Below are 3,022 nucleotides of genomic sequence, written 5' to 3' on the forward strand. Positions count from 1 at the left end.
CTCCCGCACGGCGGGCGGCGCCATGCCGGCTCACTGTCGGCGGTGTGCGGCATGATGCGCACCGTGACTCAGCGAACACGACGGCTCATGCTTCTCGACACGGCCTCCCTCTACTTCCGGGCGTATTTCGGGGTCCCGGACTCCGTGAAGGCCCCGGACGGCACCTCGGTCAACGCCGTGCGCGGACTGCTCGACTTCATCGCCCGGCTCGTCCAGGACCACCGCCCCGACGACCTGGTCGCGTGCATGGACGCGGACTGGCGCCCCCACTGGCGGGTGGAGCTGATCCCCTCCTACAAGGCGCACCGCGTCGCCGAAGAGGTCGAGCGGGGCCCGGACGCCGAGGAGATCCCCGACACCCTCGCCCCGCAGGTGCCGGTGATCGAAGCGGTCCTCGACGCGCTCGGCATCGCACGCGTCGGCGTGCAGGCGTACGAGGCCGACGATGTGATCGGCACCTTCGCGGGCCGCGCCACGGGCCCGGTGGACATCGTCACCGGCGACCGCGACCTGTACCAACTGGTCGACGACGCGCGCGGCATCCGCGTCCTCTACCCCTTGAAGGGCGTCGGCACCCTCCAGCTCACCGACGAGGCCTGGCTGCGCGAGAAGTACGGCGTGGACGGCCCCGGCTATGTCGACCTGGCCCTGCTGCGCGGCGACCCGAGCGACGGCCTGCCCGGCGTGCCCGGCATCGGCGAGAAGACGGCGGCCAAGCTGCTCGACGCCTTCGGTGACCTCGCCGGGATCATGGCGGCGGTCGACGACCCGAGGTCGAAACTCACCCCCTCGCAGCGCAAGCGGCTCGACGAGTCCAGGGCGTATGTGGCGGTCGCGCCGAAGGTGGTCCGGGTCGCCGGTGACGTGCCGCTGCCCGACGTCGACGTGGCGCTGCCCCGCGAACCGCGCGATCCGGTGGCGCTTGAGGAGCTGGCCGAGCGGTGGAATCTCGGCGGTTCGCTTCAGCGGCTTCTCACCACCCTTCAGACCTGAGGTGTTAGCTTAGGTAAGCCTAACTAACTATGGATCAGGGGAGGCCGTCGCCGATGGCAGAACGTCCGGCTCGCAAAGCGCCGAAGACCCACGTCGCGCAGGTCGTGCGCGCGGAGCAGCTGACCCCGCACATGCGGCGCGTGGTGCTCGGCGGCGAGGGCCTGTCCGAGTTCACGGCGGGCGAGTGCACCGACCACTACGTCAAACTGCTCTTCGACGCCGAGGGCGTCACGTACCCGGAACCCTTCGACATCCAGCGCATCCGCGAGGAGTTCCCTCGCGAGCAGTGGCCGGTCACCCGGACGTACACGATGCGCTGGTGGGACCCCGAGGCGCGCGAACTCGCCCTCGACTTCGTGATCCACGGCGACGAGGGCCTTGCCGGGCCGTGGGCCCGAGACGTCAGGCCGGGCGCCACGGTCCGCTTCCTCGGCCCCGGCGGGGGTTACGCCCCGGACGCGGGCGCCGACTGGCATCTGCTGGCCGGCGACGAGAGCGCGCTGCCCGCGATCGCCGCGGCGGCCGAGGCGCTTCCCGAGGGCGCCGTCGCCCGCGTCTTCGTGGAGGTCGAGGGCCCCGAGGAGGAGCAGAAGATCGCCACGGACGCGGAAGTGGTGTGGCTGCACCGCGCGGGCCGCCCGGTGGGCGGACCCCTGGTCGAGGCCGTACGTTCCCTGGAGTGGCCGCAGGGCGACGTCCAGGCCTTCGTCCACGGCGAGGCGGGCTTCGTGAAGGAACTGCGCCGCTATCTACGAGTGGAACGCGAGGTACCGCGCGAGCGCCTCTCCATCTCCGGCTACTGGCGCCTCGGCCACAACGAGGACGGCTGGCAGGCATCGAAGAGGGAGTGGAACGCGCAGGTGGAGGCGGAGCAGGAGAACGCGTAACGCTGCGCTCGCCGGTGCGGAAGGGGGAAGCCGCCCTGCGGGGTGGGCGACTTCCGCTGGACGTGGGCCCGGGCGGCGCCTTCCGCCGGGCGCGGGCCCGGCGGTGGGGCGGGCCCGCTGGGACGCAAGCCCGGCCGGGGGGGCGGTTCGCCGGGATGCGAGCCCAGCCGTGGGAGCAGTTCGCCGGGATGCAAGCCCGGCCGGGGTGACGGTCGCTGGGACGCAAGCCCAGCCGTGGGAGCAGCCCGCCGGGATGCAAGCCCGGCCGGGGTGACGGTCGCTGAGACGCAAGCCCAACCGGGGGACCAGTCCGCTGAGATACGAACCCGGCGATGAGGGCAATCCGCTGGGACGCAAGCCCAGCCGTGGCAGCAGCCCGCTGAGATGCGAACCCGGCAGTGAGGGCAGTTGGCGTCACGCCCTCGGCGCGGAGCCCGTCGGTTCCGCGATACGGGCGTGCAGATGCATGTCGTGCCAGCCGTCCCCGTGCAGCACCGCACTGCGCTTGGTGCCCTCCGCGGCGAAGCCGGTCTTCGCGGCGACGCGGCACGACGCCTCGTTCGCCGTCGCGTGCGTCAACTCCAGCCGGTGCAGGCCCACTTCCTCGAAGGCCCACCGCGAAAGCGCCTCCACGGCACGCGGGGCGACACCGCGCCCGCGCGCCAACGGCATCGTCCAGTAGGCGACTTCGGCCTGACCCTCGGGGAGCGTGATCAGCCGCAGGGCGGCCCGTCCGACCACCGCGTCCGTGGCGGCGTCGGCGATCGCCCAGTACCCGTCGCGCTCGTCGGCCCAGGCCTTGCGCCAGCCCTCGATCCAGCCGAGCGCCTCGCTCTCGGATTCGGCCACGCGGGCGTGCCAGCGCTGGATCACGGGGTCCTGGAACGCCTCGTACACAGCCGAGGCGTCGCCGGCCGCCCAGGGGCGCAGGACGAGACCGCCGGGGACGGGGAGCACGGGCTGCTCCCGGCGGGCGAGGGTGCCGGGCGCGACGACGTCGGAGATCTGGAAGGGCATGCCCTCATCGTGGCAGCGCAGGCGCACGCGACGGCACTGGTTTTCCGGGCCCCGACGGCCGGCCCCCGCCCTGACCTGCGGCGCCCCGTACGCTGGCCTCCTGATGAGACGCAAGCCCCGCATCC

General features: G+C 72.8%; 3 protein-coding genes. 2 read left to right on the forward strand and 1 reads right to left on the reverse strand.

Annotated features, from left to right (window positions below; all coding sequences use genetic code 11):
- The first annotated feature begins 51 nt into the window (after window positions 1-51).
- Entirely contained in the window at window positions 52-993 is a 942-nt protein-coding gene (locus tag GKQ77_RS30885) for a 5'-3' exonuclease (protein WP_372460032.1), read from the forward strand.
- Window positions 994-1,046: 53 nt separating this feature from the next.
- Window positions 1,047-1,880, forward strand: a complete 834-nt coding sequence (locus tag GKQ77_RS30890; protein ID WP_219692420.1) for a siderophore-interacting protein — start codon at window positions 1,047-1,049, stop codon at window positions 1,878-1,880.
- Window positions 1,881-2,294: 414 nt separating this feature from the next.
- On the opposite strand, the gene GKQ77_RS30895 is transcribed toward GKQ77_RS30890, so the two are convergent.
- Window positions 2,295-2,897: a GNAT family N-acetyltransferase gene (locus GKQ77_RS30895; RefSeq protein ID WP_219692421.1), complete on the reverse strand. Its 603-nt coding sequence runs from the start codon at window positions 2,895-2,897 to the stop codon at window positions 2,295-2,297.
- Window positions 2,898-3,022 lie beyond the last annotated feature (125 nt).

It is taken from the genome of Streptomyces anatolicus (genome assembly GCF_019400875.1).
GTDB lineage: Bacteria > Actinomycetota > Actinomycetes > Streptomycetales > Streptomycetaceae > Streptomyces > Streptomyces anatolicus.

Bases quoted from the DNA above. Each gene is read 5' to 3' on its own strand.
- GKQ77_RS30895 (WP_219692421.1), bottom strand. From the start codon at position 2,897: ATGCCCTTCCAGATCTCCGACGTCGTCGCGCCCGGCACCCTCGCCCGC.
- GKQ77_RS30885 (WP_372460032.1), top strand. From the start codon at position 52: ATGATGCGCACCGTGACTCAGCGAACACGACGGCTCATGCTTCTCGAC.
- GKQ77_RS30890 (WP_219692420.1), top strand. From the start codon at position 1,047: ATGGCAGAACGTCCGGCTCGCAAAGCGCCGAAGACCCACGTCGCGCAG.